Origin of the sequence: Sphingomonas oligophenolica (genome assembly GCF_006438955.1) — a bacterium.
Classification (GTDB): Bacteria; Pseudomonadota; Alphaproteobacteria; order Sphingomonadales; family Sphingomonadaceae; genus Sphingomonas; species Sphingomonas oligophenolica_A.
Window position 1 is genome coordinate 48,928 of sequence record NZ_RCZK01000012.1, and the last position, 20,730, is coordinate 69,657.

At 64.5% G+C, this 20,730-nt stretch carries 18 protein-coding genes and 1 tRNA gene; 8 read left to right on the plus strand and 11 right to left on the minus strand.

What is annotated here, in order from left to right:
- Positions 1 to 100: 100 nt before the first annotated feature.
- Positions 101 to 1,267, minus strand: a complete 1,167-nt coding sequence (locus tag EAH84_RS13045) for a DUF819 domain-containing protein (protein WP_161978393.1) — start codon at positions 1,265 to 1,267, stop codon at positions 101 to 103.
- Positions 1,268 to 1,507: 240 nt separating this feature from the next.
- Here EAH84_RS13045 and EAH84_RS13050 point away from each other — a divergent pair, with 240 nt between their 5' ends.
- Positions 1,508 to 2,920, plus strand: coding sequence for a DUF2254 domain-containing protein (locus tag EAH84_RS13050; RefSeq protein ID WP_140872447.1), 1,413 nt, complete (start codon positions 1,508 to 1,510; stop codon positions 2,918 to 2,920).
- Between the two features lie 79 nt (positions 2,921 to 2,999).
- Entirely contained in the window at positions 3,000 to 4,214 is a 1,215-nt protein-coding gene (locus EAH84_RS13055) for a hypothetical protein (protein WP_140872448.1), read from the plus strand.
- Between the two features lie 6 nt (positions 4,215 to 4,220).
- Here the strand turns inward: EAH84_RS13055 and EAH84_RS13060 are convergent, their stop codons facing one another.
- A complete protein-coding gene (locus tag EAH84_RS13060; RefSeq protein ID WP_140872449.1) occupies positions 4,221 to 5,081 on the minus strand; it encodes a peptidylprolyl isomerase in 861 nt (286 codons plus the stop codon).
- Positions 5,082 to 5,169: 88 nt separating this feature from the next.
- Here EAH84_RS13060 and EAH84_RS13065 point away from each other — a divergent pair.
- The 5 genes from EAH84_RS13065 to terL all read left to right on the plus strand — a co-directional run bounded on the left by EAH84_RS13065 (position 5,170) and on the right by terL (position 9,668).
- A tRNA-Ser gene (locus EAH84_RS13065) sits at positions 5,170 to 5,260 on the plus strand.
- A 199-nt stretch (positions 5,261 to 5,459) separates the two neighbouring features.
- On the plus strand, positions 5,460 to 6,284 hold the full coding sequence (locus tag EAH84_RS13070; protein ID WP_140872450.1) for a hypothetical protein: 825 nt from the start codon (positions 5,460 to 5,462) through the stop codon (positions 6,282 to 6,284).
- A gap of 84 nt (positions 6,285 to 6,368) precedes the next feature.
- Positions 6,369 to 7,694 (plus strand): site-specific DNA-methyltransferase, encoded by a 1,326-nt coding sequence (locus EAH84_RS13075; RefSeq protein ID WP_140872451.1) that lies wholly within the window; start codon positions 6,369 to 6,371, stop codon positions 7,692 to 7,694.
- Positions 7,691 to 8,191, plus strand: a complete 501-nt coding sequence (locus EAH84_RS15980) for a hypothetical protein (RefSeq protein WP_161978394.1) — start codon at positions 7,691 to 7,693, stop codon at positions 8,189 to 8,191. Before EAH84_RS13075 ends, EAH84_RS15980 begins: the two co-directional genes overlap by 4 nt.
- A complete protein-coding gene (gene terL / locus EAH84_RS13080; protein ID WP_161978395.1) occupies positions 8,181 to 9,668 on the plus strand; it encodes a phage terminase large subunit in 1,488 nt (495 codons plus the stop codon). Before EAH84_RS15980 ends, terL begins: the two co-directional genes overlap by 11 nt.
- Positions 9,669 to 9,697: 29 nt before the next feature.
- Here the strand turns inward: terL and EAH84_RS13085 are convergent, their stop codons facing one another.
- Positions 9,698 to 10,051: a hypothetical protein gene (locus tag EAH84_RS13085; protein WP_140872453.1), complete on the minus strand. Its 354-nt coding sequence runs from the start codon at positions 10,049 to 10,051 to the stop codon at positions 9,698 to 9,700.
- Between the two features lie 363 nt (positions 10,052 to 10,414).
- Between EAH84_RS13085 and EAH84_RS13090 the strand changes: the two genes are divergently transcribed.
- On the plus strand, positions 10,415 to 11,521 hold the full coding sequence (locus EAH84_RS13090; RefSeq protein WP_140872454.1) for a hypothetical protein: 1,107 nt from the start codon (positions 10,415 to 10,417) through the stop codon (positions 11,519 to 11,521).
- Positions 11,522 to 11,793: 272 nt separating this feature from the next.
- On the opposite strand, the gene EAH84_RS13095 is transcribed toward EAH84_RS13090, so the two are convergent.
- From EAH84_RS13095 to EAH84_RS13130, 8 genes are all read right to left on the minus strand, one after another.
- Positions 11,794 to 12,480 (minus strand): response regulator transcription factor, encoded by a 687-nt coding sequence (locus tag EAH84_RS13095; RefSeq protein ID WP_140872455.1) that lies wholly within the window; start codon positions 12,478 to 12,480, stop codon positions 11,794 to 11,796.
- Positions 12,477 to 15,134, minus strand: a complete 2,658-nt coding sequence (locus tag EAH84_RS13100) for a sensor histidine kinase (protein WP_241656600.1) — start codon at positions 15,132 to 15,134, stop codon at positions 12,477 to 12,479. Before EAH84_RS13100 ends, EAH84_RS13095 begins: the two co-directional genes overlap by 4 nt.
- Positions 15,131 to 15,718: a potassium-transporting ATPase subunit KdpC gene (kdpC, locus tag EAH84_RS13105; RefSeq protein ID WP_140872456.1), complete on the minus strand. Its 588-nt coding sequence runs from the start codon at positions 15,716 to 15,718 to the stop codon at positions 15,131 to 15,133. The genes EAH84_RS13100 and kdpC overlap by 4 nt, the downstream gene beginning before the upstream one ends.
- A gap of 18 nt (positions 15,719 to 15,736) precedes the next feature.
- Positions 15,737 to 17,755, minus strand: a complete 2,019-nt coding sequence (gene kdpB / locus EAH84_RS13110) for a potassium-transporting ATPase subunit KdpB (protein ID WP_140872457.1) — start codon at positions 17,753 to 17,755, stop codon at positions 15,737 to 15,739.
- A gap of 9 nt (positions 17,756 to 17,764) precedes the next feature.
- Positions 17,765 to 19,477, minus strand: coding sequence for a potassium-transporting ATPase subunit KdpA (gene kdpA, locus EAH84_RS13115; protein WP_140872458.1), 1,713 nt, complete (start codon positions 19,475 to 19,477; stop codon positions 17,765 to 17,767).
- Between the two features lie 13 nt (positions 19,478 to 19,490).
- Entirely contained in the window at positions 19,491 to 19,580 is a 90-nt protein-coding gene (locus EAH84_RS13120; protein ID WP_140872459.1) for a potassium-transporting ATPase subunit F, read from the minus strand.
- A gap of 306 nt (positions 19,581 to 19,886) precedes the next feature.
- A complete protein-coding gene (locus EAH84_RS16230) occupies positions 19,887 to 20,072 on the minus strand; it encodes a hypothetical protein (RefSeq protein ID WP_140872460.1) in 186 nt (61 codons plus the stop codon).
- A 455-nt stretch (positions 20,073 to 20,527) separates the two neighbouring features.
- Positions 20,528 to 20,730 (minus strand): transposase (locus EAH84_RS13130; protein WP_140872461.1); only part of this gene is annotated, 203 nt, incomplete at its 5' end.

Here is a 20,730-nt window from a genome sequence, read left to right on the forward strand (position 1 = left end):
ATTCGCCCTGAGCTTGTCGAAGGGCCTGAGACTCAGCGTGCGTCGACAGGCTCAGCACGAAGGGTTCTAGGGATAGCCGTCGTAATCTAAGCGCGCGCAGCTATCCCAGCAGGGCAGCCATTCCGAAGCCTGCGTAGGTGCCGAGCGCGGTGCCGAGGCTGCCGATGAGGAGCGCGGGCAGGACGAGGTCGTGGCGATTCTCCGCCTCGGCGAGCACGAAGGCGGTGGTGCTGCCGCCGATGTTGGCGCTCGACGCGATCGCGAGGACGACGGGTTCGATCCGGAACAGAAGCCCGCCGCCGAGCAGGACGAGCGCGTGGACGACGAACACGATCCCGACATAGCCGAACAAGACCGGTGCGAGCGCGCCCGCGGCCCCCAGCGCGGCGAGATCGGCGTTGGCGCCGACGACCGCGAGGAACAGGTAGAGCCCCCATAACCCGATCGGCGCGGCCTGGGTCAGCCGCGCGGTGATGGGGAGCTGGGCGACGAGCAACGCCAGCGTGGTCACGATCAGGATCGAAGGCACGGTAACGCCGACCGCGGCGAACCACGACGAGGCGGCGTCCGACACGACCAGCGCGACCGCGGCGAGCGCGAGCGGGACCGCGATCGCGAGCGTCGGGGGCAGCGGGCGGGGACGCGCGTGGTGCGCTTCCATCTCGGGCGGGCGGGTCGCGGGGGCGAACCAGCCGGTCCGCGCGAGAAGCATCGGCATCGCCAGCGTGACGAGAATCCAGATGTCGGTCATCACATTGTCGACCACCGTCGCGGCGGTGTAGAGCCCCCCGTCGCGCGCGACGCCATAGCCGATCGCGACCGCGTTGAAGTTCGCGCCGCCGCCGATGTAGGTCCCGGTGTACATCCCCGCGAGTGCGGCGGCATCGCGGGTGCCGAGCATCGCATGGATCTGGGTCGCCCACGCCGCGCAGAGCACCCCCAGCGCGGTGCCGACCGCGCCGAGTGCGAACGCGATCAGCATCGCGCCGCCCGCGCGGCGCAGCGCGGCGAGGTTCACTTCGAGCAGGACGAGGAAGATCGCGCCGGGGATCACGCTGGTAAAGATCGGATCGTAGACCGGCCCACCTGCTGCGGCGGGAGGGATGACGCGCAGGTTGGCGAGCAGCGCGCCCAGCACGATGACGATCACCGCTGCGCCGAGCTTGCGCAAATGCCCGATCCGCCCGAGCGCGTCCGACACCGCGACGATCACGAGCAGGATCGCGAGCACGCCCAGCGGCGACGTGACGAGCGCGGTGGCGGTCACGCGGCGGCGGACGATATGGAGTCAGTCATCGCGACGCGCTCGCTGGGTGACCGGACATGGGCGGGGCGGCGCGCATTGGGGGGAAGATGGCAGAATCGCGCTCAAAGTCACCGATGAAATCGCGCAGAAGGGCGCAGCAGGACCATCGGTGCGGACGCCCGGCGGAACGAAACCGCGCCGCGCCGGGTTTGTCGTTGGCATGCCGACCCTTCCCTTCCGCGTCCGGGGCGCCTGACGATCGTGCGTGCGTGGTTCTTCCGCATCGCCGATCGTCTGGGCAGCACCTATTGGTTCATCCCGAGCATCATGGCGTTCCTCGCGATGGTGCTGGCGACGGGGATGATCATGCTCGACGTCTATCACGGATCGACGTGGATCAAGTCGATCCCGTGGCTTTATGCGGCGCGGCCCAACGGTGCGCGGCAGATGCTGTCGTCGATCGGCGGATCGATGATCACGGTGGCGGGTACGGTGTTTTCGGTGACGATCGCGGCGGTGGTGTACGCATCGGGGCAATATGGCCCGCGGTTGCTGACCAATTTCATGCGCGATCGCGGCAACCAGGTGACGCTCGGCACCTTCATCGCGACCTTCATCTATTGCCTGCTCGTGTTGCGCACGGTGCGGTCGGCGGACGAATCGGGGGGGTATAGTTTCGTCCCCAATTTATCTTTGCTGATCGGGGTGGGGCTAGCGTTGTGTTCGATCGGGGTGCTGATCTTCTTCATCCATCACGTGCCCAGCAAGATTCATATCAATAGCGTGATCGAGGATATCGGTGACGGGCTGCTCGCCACGATAAACCACCGATTCCCCCGCTTTCTGGGCGAGCCGCGGCCTGAAGAGCAAGAACTGGCCGACCGCGCGCGGGTGCCTGCCATCTTTTGTGACGATGCCACCGTCGAGGAGGCGGCGTCGCGCCAGCAGGTCCGGTCTCACCACACTGGCTATGTCGACATGATCGACGACAGCGCGCTGATGGCGGCGGCGCGCAAGCACGATCTGGTGATCAGGTTGCAGTATCAGCCGGGCGATTTCGCGCATGTCGGGCGGGCGTTGGCGGAAGTGTGTCCGTGCGAGCATTGCGACGAGGACGCCGCGCGCGATATCCGTAGCGCCTTTTCGATGAGTTCGCGCCGGTCAACGCTACAGGACCTGCGGTTCCTGATCGACGAGCTCGTCGAGATCGCGGCGCGCGCACTATCGCCGGGGGTTAACGATCCGTTTACTGCGGTGACGTGCATGGACTGGTTGTCGGCGGGCCTGTCCGATCTGGCGGGGCGCGACCTACCATCGCACCTGCGCGTCGACAAGGACGGCGCGTTGCGCGTGATCGCGCATCCGGTCAGCTTCGAGACGCTGGTCGACCGGTCGTTCGGTGCGCTGGCGCAATATTGTGCCGCCGACATGGTTGCGTCACTGCGCTTCATTCGCGCGCTCGGCGAGATCGCGCTCGATTGCGACGATCCCGATCGGCTCGTGACGATCGCCACCTACGCCGACCGGCTCGACCGGCTGGCCGACGAGGCGCTGCACGGGTTCAACCGCACCCGGGTTCATGTACGGGTCGCCGAGCTTCAGCGCGCGCTTGCCGAACCCGATTATAAGCGCCACTTACGCGACAGCACCGCCTGGCTCGGCGGCACCGCCTGAGCGTTCGTCCCGACATGACGCCCCTTCCTTCGCGCTCGAAAGGCGTTCCATCCATGCCGCTTGTTCCGGATATTCACGCATGATCATGGCGGTGGCCATCCTGATGGCGGTTGCGATTGCCGCAGGCCTGACGCTCGGAAAATTCGCGCGATCGGACAGCTGGCGCGCGACCGTGACCCCGCTCGCGTCGATCATCGGATCGGGGTTCCTGATCTGCGGACCGTTGCTGGCCAAGGAATTCGGCAGCCTGGCGCTGGCCGCGATGGCGGTGCTGCTGACGCTGTCCTATGCGGTCGGCTGGGTGATCCGGTTCAACATCGTCCATGTCGAAAACCTCGCCGAGACGCTGTCGCTCAACGATCCGTTCGCGTGGGGAATGCGCGTCGCGCAGGGAACGCTGGCGATCGCCTATGCGGTGTCGGTCGCCTATTATCTGAAGCTGCTCGCCGAATTCCTGATGAAGCCGTTCGACGTGCCCGCGACGTCGCACACGCTGGTCGCCAACATCTTCGTCACCGTCATCATCCTGGCGCTGACCGCGCTCACCTTTTCGGGCGATATCCGCAAGATCGAACACGCCGCGCACGGCAGCGTGTCGATCAAGCTGGGGATCATCGCCGGGATGCTCGCCGCGCTGGCGATCTGGTGGGTGGCGCATCCTGCAGGGGGCGGCGAACCGATGCCCGCGGCCAAGCTGTCGTTCCACAGTATCCCGATGCTGCTCGGGCTGCTGATCACCGTCCAGGGTTTCGAGACGTCGCGCTACATGGGCGAAAGCTACGACCAGGCGACGCGCGTCAGGACGATGCGCTGGTCGCAATGGATTTCGTCGGCGATCTACCTCGCGTTCCTCGCGCTGCTGACGCCGTTCCTGGGGCGTGCGCAGAATGCGGAGGGGGTGGCGGGGATCCTCGATATCATGGAACTGGTCGCGCCGTTCCTCGGCATCTTCGTGCTGATCGGCGCCGTATCGAGCCAGCTGTCGGCGGCGATCGCGGATTCGATCGGCGCGGGGGGAATCGCGGTCGAGGTGTCGCGCAAGAAACTGGGCGTGCGCGGCGCGTTCATCTTTGCGGCGATCCTGTCGATCGCGGTGGTGTGGCTGACCGATCCGTTCCAGGTCATCGCGCTGTCGTCGCGCGCATTCGCGTTGTTCTACGCGATGCAGGCGGGGCTCGCGGTGTGGGTGTCGCGGCGGACCCAGGCTGGCGGGGTCGGACGCCAGATCGGGTTCGCGGTGATCGGTATCATCTGCGTCATCGCCGCCGCCGCGGGCGCCCCCGCTGAGGGGTAAGCCCGGTTACGGCGTCGGCCTGACCGCGGGAAGCACGTCGCACACGTTGGCGCCGGTCGGCACCGTCGGGGCATCGGGATGTTCGCGGTGCGCGATCGCGGCGGCGAAGCGGATGTTGTCGGCGGCGCGATACTGGAAATGCGGTCGCTCGGCGGCGGGCAGATCGCTCGCCAGCCGGACCCGCGCGATTCCGGTGCGCTCGGCGGCGGTCGCATAGACGCCCATCGTCGCGTCGCTCCTCGGCAGCGCCGAGACATACGCCATCCCCGCGACGATCCGCCCGACGACGGTATAGTTGCGATCGAGCCGCCGCGCGGACTGGCCGATCGGGGTGAACAACTCGCTGCCCGATCCGGTGCTCGGCGCGGCGTCGCGCGCGACCCCGACCATGGCGTAGCAATGCGTCAGCCACGCCGCCGTGTCGTCGGTCGCGACCGGCCAGCCATCGGCGGTGATGCCACTTGCGGTCGAATAGCCATCCGCCTTCGCCATCCGCTGCGCGGGCGCAAACTCCGCGATCTCGAACTCGGCGGGCGGATGATCGGTGATGCCGGGCGGCAGCGGCTTCTGCTCGGTCGGATCGCCCCATTGCGCAACCCAGTTTTCCTGGACGCGATAGATGCTTTCGCCATCCCACCAGCGCGCCCGCGCGAGCCGCCGGATATTGGCGACATGAGCGGGCGCATAGGCCGCCGCCAGCCGCACCGCGACGCGATGGCCGTCGGCGAGGTCGATCAGCATCAACTCATCGTCGGGGATCGCGCGCCAATCCGCCTCGATCGGGTCATAGGATTTGGGCGCGGCGGCGGGAGTGGCGGCCTGCGGGACAGCGGCTGCGGCGAGCAGGGCGAGGCCAAGGGCGATCATCCTCGCTACGTGCCGCACCGCGAGGCGCAGCGCAACGCTTGCGGTGCGGGCCACGACACGCTACCCGCCCGACACTTCCGGTGCATGCGGAGCGGTGGCCGAGTGGTCGAAGGCGCTCGCCTGGAAAGTGAGTATACGTCAAAAGCGTATCGTGGGTTCGAATCCCACCCGCTCCGCCATTCAGTCTGAAAATTCCTGCGACGCGTCTGAACAGCTTGAAAACTGGCGCAGTTCCGGGGCCACTGGCCCATGCCGCGGTACCGCAGAGACCCGTCTCCCCAGCATAAACCGTCCATTCTAGGCACGCTTCTCCGCGGCGTCGGCGTGTAGTACCGTTTCGCATATTCATGGGAAACTAGTGGGTAAAGTAGCGATTTGATGCCTAAATTGCTTGGTCAGGTATCCAAAAAAGCGCGGCCGACCAGTCATCTCGCTGCTCGATTCCCATCTTTGAAGGCGTGGGAAGAGCCATGGGAAAAAATCCTCGATTTGCAATCGCTGCGAGCGAATGCTGGAAAGCTAAGCGCGATGGCATTGCTCTTCGACCAGCAATACGTTGACAGGCCTGATCCTCATCTGGGGCGTGAGCATCTCAGGGTAAATCACGAAGCGCTCGTTGACGCAGCAGATGCGCTCAACCTTGCTGAGAAGACGCGGCTGCAGTTGATTGAAGACAGCCAGTTGATAGCAGCCTGGTATTTGCTGCCGGCGCGACGATCAGCCCTGGGTTTGACGCGATCCGACGATCTGGTGGCACTGGGCAAGATCGCCAAAGCGGCGAAGGTGCTGCACGATACGGTCTTCACGCATCTCGATGGTATCGAACAACTAAGTGATTTTATCGCGACCGACGATGATGGGTCATCTGACGATATCGACTTTGCTCAATTTGCAACGATCAGCGGGTCGATCGCAGTCTTCGCGAACCGCGCAATCCAGCACTGCAAAGCTCCTCACGGCGGCCGAAAATCGGATGCTCGCCGGAACTACGCCCTCGCGCTGGTTGTCGCTGCGGCTGAGGAAGCGACTGGCGAAAAGGCCGGATCGACGAGGGGGACGCGCTTGGATCCGCAAAAACGCTTCACAAATAGCGCGGGGCAATATGTCGGGCATTTTTTTCGTGCCGTGGGCTTGAACGACGAACAGCTATTGGTCGGTGCATTTGAAAAGATATCCCGCACGATCCGTCCATCTGGAGAGTGATTTTACCGACGCATTGTTGAACACCCTGGACCGTATTTTGCCTGCTAGATGATTTGCCACCTTTGAACAGGACGGTGGTTTATCATGGCATTCTCCTTCACTGACACACGTTCGATCGACTGGATCGATGCCAATGCGTTGAGCATTTACGAGCGCAACTCGCGCATGCACAGCAAGAAGCAGCTGAAGAAAATCTTTCGCAGCATCAGCGAGTTTGGCTGGACCAACCCGCTGATCATCGATGAAAACAACATGGTGCTCTGCGGGGCCGGACGGCTGGCAGCAGCCGTAGCACATGGCATCGACAGGGTGCCGGTGATCCGCCTCAGCCATATGAGCGAGGAACAGAAGCGCGCGTACATTATCGCCGATAACAGGATCGCGACCGAGGCAGCCTGGGACAAGGAGTTGCTGCGGGGCGAACTCGCGGGGTTGGTCGAGCTGGGTTACGACGTCGAGCTGACCGGTTTCGACACGTTGGAGATCGATACGGCACTGTCGTTCGACGAGCCGACTCCCAAAGCTGATGACGATGTCGAGCTCCCTCCAGCGACCGGGCAGCCGGTCTCGCGCGTCGGAGATTTATGGCACATCGGCCAGCATCGTGTCCTCTGCGGCGATGCGCGCGATATGGCTTGTTATGAGCGGCTGCTTGCGGGTGAGAGAGCGCAGCTCATCTTCAGCGATCCGCCCTATGGCTGCGCCATCGCTGGCAACGTCTCGGGGCTTGGACAGGTGAAGCACGACGACTTCGTCATGGGCGCTGGCGAACAGTCGCTACCCGAGTTTGCCCAGACGCTGCTCCGGCCAGCGTTCCGCTGCATGGCAGCGAGCGCTGCGTCCGGCGCGATTGCCTTCATCTGTACCGACTGGCGGGCCTCGCCGCATCTGCAGGACGCAGCTCAGGGTGTTTTCCACGAGCTGAAAAACCTGATTGTGTGGGTTAAGACCAACTTTTCGATGGGCACTTTTTACCGCTCGGGCCACGAGTTGATCTTTGCCTATAAGGTCACGCCCGGCACGCACATCAACAATTTCGGCCTTGGAGAAGGTGGCCGGCACCGCGGAAACGTGTGGACTTACGCGGGCGCCAACACGTTCCGCGCGGGGCGAATGGAAGATCTCGAAGCGCATTCAACGGTGAAGCCCAAAGCGCTCGTCGCCGATGCCATTCGGGATTGCTCGAAGCGTGGCGGGATTGTGCTCGATCCCTTCCTCGGATCAGGCACGACGCTCATCGCTTGCGCGATGACCGGTCGGTTCGGCCGAGGTATCGAACTGGACCCCAAATATGTCGATGTGATCCTCGCCCGAGTTGCTGCCGAGACGGGATGCGAGCCGATGCTTGATGGGGTGACGCCCTTAAGCGCCGTTACCGAGCAGCGCGCTACCGCGGAGATCGGAGCATGAGCGACCAGGAAAACGGGGGCGGTCGGCGTAAGGACGGCAAACCTTACGCCGAAGACAACACCCGCGAGGATGGAAGCTACAGGACCGGCTATGGTCGTGCACCCGAACATTCGCGGTTCGCCAAGAATGATAACCGCAAGCGCGGCCAGCGCGCAGCGGGCACGAAGAATCTTATGACGGAGTGGCGGGAGGAACTCGATGCCAAGGTCACATTGACCGAAGGCGGCAAGACCAAGAAAATCACGAAGCGGCGCGCCCTAATCAAGGCCAATATCGACCGTGGCATCAAGAAGAGCGACCGGGCCAACGAGGGGGCTTTGCGTTTCGCCGCACTCAGCGAGAAGCGCGAGCCCGGCCTCCAGGCAGATGACCTGGCGATCATCGAGGCCTGGTTCGCCGGGCTGCAGCACGATGGGGACAGCGACGATTCCGATCAGCTCGCATGGTCGTCTCATGTCATCGATGCGGGAAGCGGGGAGACGCCCGATGAAGGTTAAACGACCTATTGCCGAAGTCACCACGCAGGAAGCGTTGCCAGCACTGCTTCGTCAACGGTTCGACATCTTCCTGCGGTTCGCGTTTCGCGAGATTGCAGGAAACCGCCCGTTCACCGCCGGATGGCACATCGACGCAATCGAGCAGCAGCTCCACCGATTGCGCGAGAATGACATTAGTCAGCTCATCGTCACGATCCCGCCGCGTCATTTGAAATCGATCACGGTCTCGGTCGCCTGGGTCGCCTGGATGCTCGGCCGCGAGCCGCAGACCCGGTTTACTTGTGCCTCTTATTCGTATGATCTTGCAGAGAAACATGCCCGCGACTGTTTGCGGATCATGGACTCGGCCTGGTACCGTAACGCCTTTCCCCACATGCGGTTGACCAAAAGGTCGGTTCTCGATTTTGAAACCTATGCGGGCGGGGGGCGGCTTTCGACCTCGGTCGGCGGGGTGCTCACCGGGCGGGGCGGCGACTGGATCATCGTCGATGATCCCATGAAAGCCGATGATGCCTTGTCCGAGGTCATGCGCGAAACCGTCCGGGACTGGTTTCTGAACACCCTGCGCAACCGCGCTGACGACGACAAGACGCGTTACATCGTTGTGATGCAGCGTCTGCATGAAGGCGATCTCGCCGGGCACCTGTTACGGGGCGGGGGCTGGGAAGAACTCCGCTTGCCCGCGATCGCGACCGCGGATGAGCCGGTCGCCTTGACCGGTGATCGGTTTCACCAGCGCTTCGAGGGCTGTGTACTCACCCCTGAGCGGCAGTCGCTGGCTTATCTCAGACAGCGTCAGGCAGAAGAGCCTTATGTGTTTGCCGCGCAGTACCAGCAGGATCCAGTGGGCCGCATTGCGGCGTTCGTTAAGCCTGAATGGTTTGGCCACTATGCGGTTGAGCCCACGGGAGGTGTGATGGTCCAGAGCTGGGATACCGCGATCAAGACGACGGTGCGCAGTGATTGGTCGGTCGGCATCACCGCACGATATTTTCAGGGGCGTTTCTATATCGTCGATGTCTATCGACGCCGCGTCGAGTTCGGCGAGCTGCTGGATGTGATCAGGACCTCCTCTGCCCGGTTCGGTGTTACCCATCTGCTGATCGAGGACGCCGCCAGCGGGCAGCAGCTCATCCAGCAATTGAGGCAGGAGCCGATGTCTCAGGTTCCCTTGCCAATCGGGATCACGCCGACCGGTGACAAGCAGATGCGCTTCGAGGCGCAAGCTAGCCAGATTCAGGCTGGGCGAGTGGTGCTGCCGCAAACCGCCCCGTGGCTGGCCGACTTCATTGCAGAAGTGACCCGATTTCCGGGCGGCAAACATGACGATCAGGCAGATGCGCTGGCCCAGATGCTGGCACATCCGCCCCTGAATCTCACGACGTGGAACGCCGGACCTGAAATCGTGTTCGTCGGCGAAGGCGACGATGATTATGACGTTGGCGATTACAGCAGTGATCCGTGGGGAGCGAGCTGAACGAGCGCGACCGTTCCATTGACCGACGCTCATGGGGCCGCGTTGCCCACATCTTCGACCGGTAGGTTGAGATCGTCCGCAGGGGGCGGCATGAATGTATTGCCGTTTGCTTCGCGCAAAAACCCGTATGCCTCGTTCCCTCGGGCGGTCGAGCACAGGATGTCATTGCGAACCCGAGCTTCCCGATAGGCCGCAGCGTCACCATGATCGAGATGTGCATCAACAACCGCTTGGCCGGCCGCGCAAATTTCAGCGGCAGAAGCGCTTGATCGATTGATCCTGTCGAACCGTCGTTCAGCATCGCCAACCGGATCCGAGCAAGCGGATAGGGCGGATGCAATGGCGAGCATCGTAAAAACTGTAGTGGTGCGGCGAATAGCCATCGTGCGTGCTCCAGCGGGACAGGCACTAGCGCCGCTCCCACTGAGCCAAGCCCGGCGGAGGCTCGGGCACGGGTCGCGACTTAGGCGGCACGCGAAACACCCATGCTTGGTGTGCCCCTGAAGTCCAGTCCCTCTTGCCACGAGCGGCCCGGACAATCAGAAGAGCTCCACTCCCGGAGATGGGAGCGGGGCATGGAAACCTCAACGCAATGCAGCCGGTCGCCAATTTGGGGGCCGGGTGGCATGCGCGCATGTCCAGCCGGCAACGGTAAAGGCGCATGCGCTCTGTGCATTGCCAGGGTTTCCAACATCCGGCTTCGGCCGTCGCTCCGAGTGGACATAGGGCGACGAGGAGCTGGCACGATGCTGACGTTGATCGAGCGGATCCGCGAGCGGCTCCAGCAGGGGGCGTATTCGAACGAGGCGGCCGTCAGCCATGGGATCGTGACGCCGATCCTTGCAGCGCTGGGATGGGACACTGCCGATCCCCATCAGATCGTACCTGAATATTCGTTACAGCGTGGCCGGGTGGACTTTGCCCTGTTTGGTCTTGGCCACCGCCCAAGCGTGTTTATCGAGGTGAAACAGGTCGGGCGCGCGGTTGAGGGAGACCGGCAGCTGTTCGAATATGCTTTTCACCAGGGTGTGCCGCTGTGCGTGCTGACCGATGGACGAGAATGGAGCTTTTACCTGCCGAGCGGGCAAGGGAGCTATGAAGACCGAAGGGTCTACCGACTCCAGCTCGACGACCGAGCGCCTGCCGAATGCGAGCGCATTCTCACGCGGTATCTCGCGCGGGACCGAGTACGCGATCAGAGCGCATTTGAAGATGCGCAGCGCGACTATCGCGATGCTGCGGGTCAGCGCGAGGCGATCGCAAACCTGCCGCGCGCATGGCAGGAACTGGTCGCAGAATCCCACGAACTGTTGATCGAGATCGTCAGTGACAAGGCCGAGGCATTGTCTGGCTATCAGCCCGCACTCGGCGAAGTGGCCGCGTTTCTCCAAACGTTGCGATCTTCCCGTCCAGCCAATGCGGTTGCACCACCACCAACACCACCATCACCACCGGCCAGTTCGGGACAGAACGTTGGGTCCGCCAAAACTGCTGACGCGACGCTCGTGACGGATCGTTCGGTGACATTCACGCTCTTCGGCCGAGAGCATCACTGCCTGACCGCTAAAGATGCGCTGGTCGAGATCCTCGGCAAACTGGCCGCTCGTGATCCAGAGAAGTTGCCCGCGCTGGCGGAGGCTGTGCGGACCCCGAAGCTGAATGTAATCGCGCGCATGCCGAGCGATATCAACCCTGGTCGCCCGGACCTTGCGAGAGCCGCCGAGTTTGCACCGGGATGGTTTGTCGGTCTTAATATCAGCAACCGGCAAAAGATGACGATCATTCGTTCGGCCTGCGCGGTGTTCGAGCTCGCCTTGCCCGCCGATCTGGACGTCAATCTACCGAACTCGTGACGTGCTGAAGTCTGCGGGCGCTGGCCGTACGCCGACGATTAAATGGCCACACCCTAGATTGATCACGGACATTTTATCCGCCTGCTTTCGATGGTCGCTCGAACAAAAATGGACGACCGAATGACCCAAAAGGCGACATTCGTGCTGCCCCTGGGCATTCTCGAAACCCGCCGCCTGTTCATATCTGATTTTGACCAGTTCTGACGGCAAGTGGTTGATCCAGTTCGGCGAACATACGGCGAAAACCCACCGTCATCGTGGACCGAGAACGGCTATGGGTCGACGCTGAGCCGGTAACCAACCCCGGGTTCATTGCGCAACAAAACTGGATTGGCGGGGTCAAGTTCGAGCTTGAGGCGAAGTGCTCGAATGGTGACGCGAAGATATTCGATGTCGGCCACGTGCGCTTCACCCCAGACTTCGCGTAGCAGGTTGCCGTGGGTCAGAACGCGGCCTTGATGCTTAGCGAGCATCGCCAACAGCGCGAACTCCTTCGGGGTCAGATGGATATCCACGTCGGCGCGCGTCACGGTGCGAAGATCGAGATCAATGGTCCGGTCGCCGATCGTCACCTGGCGCGCCTCGCCCGCGGCGACATGGCGGTGGCGCAGGCAGGTGCGGACGCGGGCGAGGAGCTCTTCGGTGTCGAACGGCTTGGTGACGTAATCGTCGGCACCCAGATCGAGCGCGGTCACCTTTTCGGCGCTGTCGTAGCGCGCGGTCAAGACCAGGATCGCCACCCCGGTGGCATGGAGCTGCGGGATGAGTTCGAGACCGTCGCGATCGGGCAGGCCGAGATCGAGGAGGACGAGGTCCGGGCGCTTCACCGTGATCGCGTGGAGCAGCTGCCGCGCGTCGGCGGCCTCGCGCACGCCGTAGCCGTGGCGGGTCAGCGCGCGGGTGACCAGCGTACGGATCGCGGGCTCGTCGTCGACGACGAGGATATCGCCGCCGGTCATGCCGCCTCGTCGATCAGCAACGCGGCGGGAAACAGGATCGAGAAGTGCGCGCCGCTGGCATCGGCCCGATTCATTGCGCTGACCGACAGATGCATCGCCTGCGCGAACCCCTTGACGATCGCGAGGCCGAGGCCGGTGCCCCCGGTGCGGTCCGACCCTTTCAACCGGTGGAAGCGATCGAACGCGCGCAGTTCCATGCCGGGTGGCAGACCCGGTCCGTAGTCGATCACCGCGAGCGTCACCCCATCGGGAACGCGGCGCCCCTCGAACCGGATCGCGGAACCGGCGGCGCCGAACTTGGCGGCATTGTCGAGCAGGTTGATGAGGATATGGCCGAGCAGCCGCGGGTCGGCGCGGACCAAAGGGAGGTTGGGCGGCACGTCGAGCTCGATCGCACGGCCGGTCAGCGCGATCCGCATGTCGTGGACGGCGCTGGCAACCGCATCGGTCAGGTCGATCGGCTCGGTGCGAATCGCCAGCGCGCCGGCCTCGATCCGGGTAATCTCGATCAGATCGTCGAAGAACCGCGCGAGCCGCTGCGCCTGATCGCGGATCGTCGCGACCAGCACGGCGTCGCGGCCGTCTTCCGCGAGCGCGTCCGCCGCCGCGCCGATCGCGGTCAGCGGGGTGCGCAAATCATGCCCGATCGACGACAACAGCGTCGCGCGCAGATCGTCGCGTTCGCGGATGCTGGCGACATCGCGCATCTCCGCCTCCAGCCGCAACCGCTCGTGCGCAAGTGCGGCCTGGTCGATCAGGCTCATCAACAGCAACATCCGGTCCGCTGGGACAGGCTCGCTCGAGTCGCCTCGCGCGACGCCGAGCACCGCGAGTACGCCCAAGGCAGTCGCGAGTGGGCGGAACTGCCATTCGGACGAGGTCAGCGTGCCCGTACCGCGCCCTGCGGGCTCGCCACGATCGAACACCCAATCAACCGCCGCGTTCTCGATCGCGCTCAGCCTGTTTTCCGGCGGACAGGCAGCGACGAGCCGTGTCGTACGCCCATCGCGCAGCAGCAGGACGGTATCGACCTCCAGGATGCGCGAGACTTCGGCGCAGATCGCATGTGCGGTCTCGGCCTCGTCGGACAGCGCGCCCAGCGTCTTGGCGAAGCCGGCGATCGCGGCATTTTCGCGCGCGCTGCGCCCGCCGAGCAACGCCTGCGCGCGAACGCGCCCGGCGAGCTGGCTGACCAGCACGCCGACCCCGATCAGCACCGCGACGGTGATGACATTCTGCGGATCGTAGATCGTGAAGGTGTGGATCGGAGGCAGGAAAAACCAATTATACGCCAGCCCGGCGAGCACGCCCGCGAGGATACCCGGTCGCAGCCCGAGCGTGCTGGCACAGGCGACCACGGGGAGCAGATAGAGCAGGTCGATGCTCTGATAGCCGATCCACGGGTTGAGCAGCAGCGCGACCAGCGTCAGCGCAGCGACCGCGGCGATCGTGATCGCATAGCTGCCCCAGCTCGCCCAATCGAGCGGCTGGGTGACAGCGGGTTTTGCCGCGCGCACTTCGCCTGCCGCCGGGATGACGTGGATTGCCAAGCCCGGCGAGGCGCGGACGAGCCGGTCGACGACCGATCCATGGCGCAGTTCGAACCACCAGCTGCGTTGCGATTTGCCAATCACGACCTGCGTCGCATGCATCGCGGCGAGCTGGTCGCGCATCCCCTCGATCACCGACGCCGCCGGGATAGTGACGATCGTCGCGCCCAGGCTCGCGGCGAGCGACAGGGTGGCGCTGAGCCGTTCGCGATCGGCCAGCGACAGTCGCGCATCGCGTGGGGTCTCGACGTGCAGCGCGGTCCACGGGGCGCGCAGCGCGTCGGACAATCGCTTCGCGGTGCGTACCAGCGCGTCCGATCCGGGAAGCTCGCTTACCGCGACCAGAATGCGCTCGCTCCCGGCGTAGGTGCCCCCGAGCGCATGCGCCTTCAGGTGATCGAGCATTTGCGCATCGACGGTCTGCGCCGCGCGACGCAACGCCAGTTCGCGCAGCGCCGACAGATTCGATTTCGAGAAGAAATGATGGAGCGCGCGCGCCGCCTCCTCGCGGATATAGACCTTGCCCGCCTTGAGCCGCTCGATCAGTTCATCAGGCGGCAGATCGACGATTTCGATCTCCGCGCTTTCGAGGACGTGGTCGGGCACGGTTTCGCGCACCCGGACATGGGTGAAACCCGCGACGACGTCGGTCAGGCTCTCGATATGCTGGATGTTGACCGTCGTGAACACGTCGATCCCGGCGTCGCGCAACTCCTCGATATCCTGCCAGCGCTTGGGATGACGCGCGTCAGGCGCGTTGCTGTGCGCAAGCTCATCGACCAGCACCAGCGCTGGCGCGCGGGCAATGACCGCGTCGAGGTCCATCTCCGACAGGATACGCCCGTGATAGGCGATCGCGGAGCGCGGAATCACCTCGAATGGGGCGACGAGCTGTTCGGTTTCGGCGCGGCCGTGCGTCTCCACGACCCCGATGACGGTGTCGATCCCGTCGTTCAGCCGCGCCGCGCCCTGGAGCAGCATCTCATAGGTTTTGCCGACCCCAGGGGAGGCGCCGAGGAAAATCTTGAGCCGGCCGCGCGCTTCCAGCGCGGCTTGCCGCAGCAGCGCGTCGGGCGAAGGTCGGGCAGGCTCGCGGCTGGTCACGGCACCCGAGTAGCGGAAAGCCGGTCGAGCTGTCGATTGAGCAAGAGCACATTGACCCGCGGCTCACCGACCACCCCCAGCAGCGGGTGGTCGATCGATCGAGTCACCAAGGCGCGGACGCCATCCGCCGACAACCCTCGTGCGGTCGCGACGCGTGGCACCTGGATAAACGCCGCCTCGGGGCTGAGATCGGGATCCAGCCCCGAGGCGGAAGTGGTGACGAGATCGGCGGGAACCGTTGGTGTCGTCACACCGCTTGCGCGGATCCGGGAAACATCTGCATCGACGCGGGCCACCAGCGCCGCGGCGGTGGGGGCGAGGTTCGAGGCGGCAGAGGAACCGGCGTCATAACCCTTGCCCGCCGCCGAGGGGCGACCGTTGAAATAGCGCGGGGTCGTGAACGACTGGCCGATCAGAGCGGAGCCGACGACGCGGCCCTGCTCGCGGATCAGGCTGCCGTTGGCCTGGTCGGGCAGGATGACCTGCGCGAGGCCTGTCATCGTCAGCGGGAAGGCGATGCCGGTGAGCAGGGCGAGCGCGACGAGCAGGACGAAGGCGGGGCGAAGGGTGTCGATAATGCGCATGGGAAATGTCCTTTCGGCTCAGGCGAGCCCGAGCCCGCTGACCAGCAGGTCGATGATCTTGATCCCGACAAACGGCGCGATCAGCCCGCCCACGCCGTAGACCGACAGGTTGCGCGCGAGCAGATCGCCCGCGGGCGCGGCGCGGTATTTGACGCCCTTCAGGGCCAGCGGCACCAGTGCCGGGATGATCAAAGCGTTGAAGATGATCGCCGACAGAATCGCGCTCTGGGGCGTGGCAAGGTGCATCAGATTCATCGCGCCGAGACCGGGATAAAGCACGACGAAGATTGCGGGCAGGATCGCGAAATATTTGGCGACATCGTTGGCGATCGAGAAGGTCGTTAGCGCGCCGCGCGTCATCAGCAGCTGTTTGCCCAGCCCGACGATCTCGATCAGCTTGGTCGGATCGCTGTCGAGATCGACCATATTGCCCGCCTCGCGCGCGGCCTGGGTGCCGGTGTTCATCGCGACGCCGACGTCGGATTGCGCGAGCGCGGGCGCATCGTTGGTGCCATCGCCGCACATCGCGACCAGCTTGCCGCCCTGCTGCTCCTTGCGGATCAGTTCGAGCTTGTCCTCAGGGGTAGCCTCGGCGAGGAAATCGTCGACGCCTGCTTCGGCGGCGATCGAGGCGGCGGTGAGCGGGTTGTCGCCGGTGATCATTACGGTACGGATGCCCATCCGGCGCAGTTCGGCGAAGCGTTCGCGCACCCCGGTCTTGACCACGTCCTTCAGATGCACCGCGCCGAGCAGGCGCGTGCCATCCGACACGGCGAGCGGCGTGCCCCCCGATCGCGCGATCTCGTCGGTGATCCGGCGCAGTTCGGTCACCGCCTCCGCATCCAGTCCGTCGCCGATCTGGCGGATCAGCGCATCGACCGCGCCCTTGCGGATCCTGCGCGCCTCTTCTCCGGTGCCGATGTCTAGCCCGCTCACGCGGCTCTGCGCGGTGAACGGGATGACCACCGCGCCCTTGGGCATCTGCACCGCGCCGCCGGCCAGCACGACGACCGATCGCCCCTCAGGCGTCTCATCGGCCAGGCTTGCGAGCCGCGCAACATCGATCAATGCCTCCTGCGGCACCCCGGCCAGCGCAACGAACTCGCTCGCCTGGCGATCGCCGATCGTGATCGTGCCGGTCTTATCGAGCAGCAGCGTATCGATATCGCCCGCCGCCTCGACCGCGCGCCCCGATTTGGCGAGCACGTTGAACCGCACCAGCCGGTCCATCCCCGCGATCCCGATCGCGGACAGCAGCGCGGAGATCGTCGTCGGGATCAGCGTGATGAACAGCGCGACGAGCACCGGTACCGGGATCGATCCGCCGGCATAGGAAGCGAAGGCGGGCAACGTCCCCACCGCAATGACAAAGATGATCGTCAGCCCGACCAGCAAGATGGTCAGCGCGATCTCGTTGGGCGTCTTTTGCCGGCTCGCCCCTTCGACCAGCGCGATCATCCGATCGAGAAAGCCCTGCCCCGCCGCGGCGGTAACGCGCACGGTGATCTCGTCGGAGATGACGCGCGTGCCCGCGGTTACCGCCGACCGGTCGCCCCCCGCCTCGCGGATCACCGGCGCGCTCTCGCCGGTGATCGCGGCCTCGTTGACCGAGGCGACGCCAGCGATGATTTCGCCATCGGCGGGGATCAGATCGCCGGTCTCGACCAGCACGAGGTCGCCGACCGTCAACCGCGACGCGCCGACCTTCTCCCACGTCTTGCCGACGCCGCTCAACAGCTTGGCCTGCAGATCCGCCTTGGTCGCGCGCAACGATGCGGCCTGCGCCTTGCCGCGCCCCTCCGCCAACGCCTCGGCAAAATTGCCGAAGATCACGGTCAGCCACAGCCAGAACACGATCTGGCCTTCGAACGCGGTCTGGTGCTTGATCCACAGGATCGTCGAGACGGTCGCGGCGATGCCCGTGACGAACATCACCGGGTTGCGCACCAGCGTGCGCGGATCGAGCTTGATGAGCGCGCCCAGGATCGCATCCAGGACGAGCGCGCGGTTGAAGAGCGAGGGAGCGACAGCAGCCATGATCGGTTCCTAAAAGGTCGTGCCGGCGACGAGCGCGGCCTGTTCGGCACCCGGCCCGAGGACGAGCGACGGCATGAAGGTGAGCCCGCCAACGATCAGGACGATCGCTGCCAACAGGCCGATCCAGAGCAGCCCGGTCGTCGGAAACGACCCCGCACCCTCCGGCACATAGCGTTTGCCAGCGAGGCTCCCAGCGATCGCCAGCACCGGCAGGATCACGAAGAAGCGCCCGCCGAACATGCCGATCGCCAGCAGCGAATTGTAGAAATCGGTATTGCCGGTGAGGCCGCCGAACGCACTGCCGTTGTTCGCGACCGCGCTGGAGAAGGCGTAGAGGATCTCGCTGAACCCGTGCGGCCCCTTGGCGAGCGGTCCTGCGAGCCCCGCGGGCACGACGCTGGCGAGCGCGGTCAGGCCGAGAATCAGCAGCGGCAGTGCGGCAACCGCGAACATCGCGAGCTTCACCTCACGCGCCTCGATCTTCTTGCCGACATATTCGGGCGTACGCCCGACCATCAGGCCCGCAACGAACACCGCGAGCAGCGCGAACAACATCATGCCGTAGAAGCCCGCACCAACGCCGCCGATGACGACCTCGCCGACCTGCATGTTGGCGAGCGGCGTGATCCCAGCGAGCGGCATCAGGCTGTCGTGCATCGCGATCACCGCACCGCACGATGCCGAAGTGGTCACCGCTGCGAACAACGCGCTCGCGGCGATGCCGAAGCGAACTTCCTTGCCCTCCATATTGCCGAGCGCCGCGGAGACGCCATGCGCGGACAGGATCGGGTTGCCGGCGGCGTCCGCCCAGTAGAGCAGCGAAACCCCGAGCACGAACAGCACCAGCATCGCGCTGAGGATCGCCCAACCCTGGCGCGTGTTGCCGACCGCCTTGCCGAAGGTCCAGGTCAGCCCCGCGCCGATCGCGAAGATCGACAGCATCTGGATCAGGTTGCTGACCGCGCCCGGGTTTTCGAACGGGTGAGCGGAGTTGACGTTGAAGAAACCGCCGCCGTTGGTGCCGAGCATCTTGATCGACAATTGCGAGGCGACCGGCCCCAGCGCGATCGTCTGGCGCGCGCCCTCCAGCGTCGTCGCATCGACCGCGGCCGCCAGCGTCTGCGGCACCCCAAGCGCAACATAGACGATGGTCAGGACGATGCTGGCGGGCAGCAGCAGCCACAAGGTGATCCGCGTCACGTCGACCCAGAAATTGCCGATGCCGCTCGCAGCCTGATCGGGGGTCGGGCGCTGCGCGAACCCGCGGATCAGCGCAAACGCGACCGCGATGCCCGTCGCGGCCGACAGGAAGTTCTGCACCATCAGCCCGATCATCTGCGCAAATTGCGACAGCGTCGTCTCGCCGCCGTAATTCTGCCAGTTGGTGTTGGTGACGAAGCTGATCGCGGTGTTGAACGCTAAGCCCGACGGCATGCCGGCAAACCCTTGGGGGTTGAGCGGCAAATAATATTGCAGCCGCAGGATCGCATACAGAAACAGGAAGCCGACAAGATTGAACGCCAGCACCGCGGCCGCATAACCCGCCCACTGCTGGTCGCGCTGCGGATCGATGCCCGCGACGCGGTAAAGCCCGCGCTCGACGCGGGCCAGTCGCCCGACGCGACCATCATATAGCGCGAACAGCCACGTTCCCATCGGCCGCGCCATGGCGGCGGTAGCGGCGACGAACAGCGCGATCAGCGCCCAACCCTGGAAGGTCATCGCAAGGCCCTCCTCAAAACTTTTCGGGGACGAAGAGGACGGCGATCAGATAGCCGAGCACGCCCAGCGCGGCGATGCCGGCGAGCCACAGATCGAACTCCATCAGACCTTGCCCAGCAAGGCGACGGCGGCAAAGCCGATCGCGAACAGGCCCAGCCCGACCGCCAGCCACATCAGATCCTGCACGCGTCGCCTCCTTGGTGAAGGCCACTAAACAGCGCAGATCGCCGTTATAGATCGAGGGGATTTTTGAACCCCCTGAATAAAAAAGGCATAAAAATCGCATGACCGAGCAGCAGCTTTTGCGAAGCACTGGAAAGCGGCGGACTACGGATATTCGGCCCGCGGTTGTCGCGGCCTATGATCTGCAAGTAAAACTGGTTTGCACCCAGCGACCACCGGGAACCATTTATCGGAAGGCGATCCGAGAGAGGAGATCAATCTGATCGGCGCCGTGGAAGACCTCGCGCAAACGCCCGAGCGTTGCGGCCGCGCGCGTCGTCGCCTCCGCGCCCCGGCCGGCGGCGTCGGCAAGTTCGGTCGAATCGAACTCGCCGAAGACGGCGATCGGAGGCGAAGAATTACTGCGTGCCATTTATCTGCTGCCTAGGTCGCTCCGTGAGGCTGCGTAAAACGCCGTGCGCTTGGATCGAACGTGCGCCGATCGCTTACTTGCGACTTTCGTCCAACAAGGAACGAGACGCGAACATCCGTCCACGACCCTATCGCCGCCGCGACGACCCAGATTCCGACGTTCACGGCGGCTCGTGCGCTGCCCGAAACCGGTCGTTCGTTCAGGTGCTGCCGGGCGACCGGAACTGGGCCGGTAGCGGACAGGCAGGTTCTGGTTTGCGACGGGCATGAAGCAGGGCAGCACTGAGCGGCCGAAACTGGGCCGGTTGCCGACAGGCAGGTTCTGGGTGGCGGCAGGTATAAAGCAGACATTCAAACTGGTGTCATAACCGTTCGAGGCTGTTGAAAAAGGCCGTGCAGTTGGCGGCTGACGCCACGACCGGCATTGGCAGCGAGCGGGCGAGCGACCTTCGCTGCTCAGGCTGGTGCGGCCCGATTGGCGAGCAGCTGGAGGTTGTAGGCGGCGGCTGCCATGGTAAACTCTTCGGCGGCTCCGTTCAGGCCTCTCAGCTTCAAAGATCTGAGGTTAAGGTTGCGTTTTAGGTGGCCGAACACGCGCTCGATCCGCTTTCGTCGCTGACGCGCGCGGATTGAGGCTTCGGTGCCGCTGAGGGCACGGA

Excerpts from the sequence above, each read along its gene's own strand:
- EAH84_RS13055 (WP_140872448.1), top strand. The coding sequence starts at position 3,000 with ATGATCATGGCGGTGGCCATCCTGATGGCGGTTGCGATTGCCGCAGGC.
- EAH84_RS13060 (WP_140872449.1), bottom strand. The coding sequence starts at position 5,081 with ATGATCGCCCTTGGCCTCGCCCTGCTCGCCGCAGCCGCTGTCCCGCAG.
- EAH84_RS13070 (WP_140872450.1), top strand. The coding sequence starts at position 5,460 with ATGCCTAAATTGCTTGGTCAGGTATCCAAAAAAGCGCGGCCGACCAGT.
- EAH84_RS13075 (WP_140872451.1), top strand. The coding sequence starts at position 6,369 with ATGGCATTCTCCTTCACTGACACACGTTCGATCGACTGGATCGATGCC.
- EAH84_RS15980 (WP_161978394.1), top strand. The coding sequence starts at position 7,691 with ATGAGCGACCAGGAAAACGGGGGCGGTCGGCGTAAGGACGGCAAACCT.
- terL (WP_161978395.1), top strand. The coding sequence starts at position 8,181 with ATGAAGGTTAAACGACCTATTGCCGAAGTCACCACGCAGGAAGCGTTG.
- EAH84_RS13085 (WP_140872453.1), bottom strand. The coding sequence starts at position 10,051 with ATGGCTATTCGCCGCACCACTACAGTTTTTACGATGCTCGCCATTGCA.
- EAH84_RS13090 (WP_140872454.1), top strand. The coding sequence starts at position 10,415 with ATGCTGACGTTGATCGAGCGGATCCGCGAGCGGCTCCAGCAGGGGGCG.
- EAH84_RS13095 (WP_140872455.1), bottom strand. The coding sequence starts at position 12,480 with ATGACCGGCGGCGATATCCTCGTCGTCGACGACGAGCCCGCGATCCGT.
- kdpC (WP_140872456.1), bottom strand. The coding sequence starts at position 15,718 with ATGCGCATTATCGACACCCTTCGCCCCGCCTTCGTCCTGCTCGTCGCG.
- kdpB (WP_140872457.1), bottom strand. The coding sequence starts at position 17,755 with ATGGCTGCTGTCGCTCCCTCGCTCTTCAACCGCGCGCTCGTCCTGGAT.
- kdpA (WP_140872458.1), bottom strand. The coding sequence starts at position 19,477 with ATGACCTTCCAGGGTTGGGCGCTGATCGCGCTGTTCGTCGCCGCTACC.
- EAH84_RS13120 (WP_140872459.1), bottom strand. The coding sequence starts at position 19,580 with ATGGAGTTCGATCTGTGGCTCGCCGGCATCGCCGCGCTGGGCGTGCTC.
- EAH84_RS16230 (WP_140872460.1), bottom strand. The coding sequence starts at position 20,072 with ATGGCACGCAGTAATTCTTCGCCTCCGATCGCCGTCTTCGGCGAGTTC.